This is a genomic window from Alcanivorax sp. HI0083 (assembly GCF_001635175.1).
The window spans coordinates 1-1,465 of record NZ_LWFX01001345.1 but is presented as its reverse complement, the minus strand read 5'-3'; the positions used below and the strand labels follow the sequence as shown (position 1 = coordinate 1,465).

Below are 1,465 nucleotides of genomic sequence, written 5' to 3'. Positions count from 1 at the left end.
TTGCCAACGTGGACGAAGGCGGCTTTGAGGACAACGCCTTGCTGGACGCCGTGCGCGAGCTGGCCGAAACAGAAAACTCTTCCGTGGTACCCATCTGCGCCAAAATCGAATCCGAGATTGCCGAACTGGACGACGAAGAAAAAGCCGACTTCCTCGCCGACCTGGGCATGGAAGAGCCCGGCCTGAACCGGGTCATCCGCGCCGGCTTTAACCTTCTCGGCCTGCAAACCTATTTCACCGCAGGCGTAAAAGAAGTCCGCGCCTGGACCGTCAAGGTCGGCGCCACCGCGCCCCAGGCTGCCGGCGTGATTCATACGGATTTCGAGAAAGGTTTCATTCGTGCCGAAGTCACCGGCTACGATGATTACATCGACAACAACGGCGAGCAGGGAGCCAAGGAAGCCGGCAAGTGGCGCCTGGAAGGCAAGGAATACATCGTCAAGGATGGTGACGTGGTGCATTTCCGGTTTAACGTATAAGAGACGCGGCACGCACCACGCTTCATGCAACACGCCAAATAAAAAGGCCGCCCTTCCGGGGCGGCCTTTTTATTTGCGCTGTCAACTGTCCACTATCAACCTTCAACTGCTTTTCAGTCTGTTCCGCCCGCATTCACCGGCTCGAAGTCTTCATCTTTCAGCTCCGGCAGCTTCTCATCGCATCCCTGAATGCCCTGCTTTTTCAGGTTGGTGCAGACCCTATCCAGCTTGTTGTCCACGGCGTGCATGTGATCCAGCAGCAAGTGAATCGCTTCGGCCACCGGGTCGGGCATGTCGTTGCTGACACCATAGGCCTGGAAGCCGATCTTCTCGGCCATTGCCTGGCGAGTCTTTTCTTTCTCGGTCAGAGGATGGCTAATCACCCGGCCCGGGATACCGACCACCGTCGCCCCTTCCGGCACTTCCTTGGTGACCACGGAATTGGAGCCGATTTTGGCATTCTTGTGCACCGTAAACGGCCCCAGCACCTTGGCTCCCGCACCAACCACCACACCGTCTTCCAGAGTCGGGTGGCGCTTGCCCTTGCTCCAGCTGGTGCCTCCCAGGGTAACGCCGTGATACAGCGTCACGTCATCACCGATTTCTGCGGTTTCACCGATCACCACACCCATGCCGTGATCAATAAAGAAACGCCGGCCGATTTTGGCACCGGGGTGAATTTCGATACCGGTGAGCCAGCGCGAAAACGTGGATAGCAGCCGCGCCAGTTGCTTGAAATCACGCGTCCATAACCCATGCGCCAACCGATGAAAAAGCACCGCGTGCAAACCGGGATAGTTGAGCAACACTTCCAGCGTATTGCGGGCCGCCGGGTCCCGGTGAAAGACCGACCGGATGTCCTCGCGCACTTGATCAAACATAACTACCTCAACTTCGAAGCCTTGGGCCTGGGCCCGTTAGGATGACGCCAACAACCGTTTGTTACGGCGCATCAGCCATCATCTCGCGGCATTTTTTTCTCCAAT

2 protein-coding genes are annotated in these 1,465 nt (G+C 57.5%); one reads left to right on the top strand and one right to left on the bottom strand.

Annotated features, from left to right (window positions below; all coding sequences use genetic code 11):
• Nucleotides 1-479, top strand: a 479-nt coding sequence (locus A3754_RS20035; RefSeq protein ID WP_156497112.1) for a DUF933 domain-containing protein, incomplete at its 5' end; no start/stop codon positions are given.
• Between the two features lie 113 nt (nucleotides 480-592).
• On the opposite strand, the gene cysE is transcribed toward A3754_RS20035, so the two are convergent.
• Nucleotides 593-1,360: a serine O-acetyltransferase gene (cysE, locus tag A3754_RS20030; RefSeq protein ID WP_063521101.1), complete on the bottom strand. Its 768-nt coding sequence runs from the start codon at nucleotides 1,358-1,360 to the stop codon at nucleotides 593-595.
• Nucleotides 1,361-1,465 lie beyond the last annotated feature (105 nt).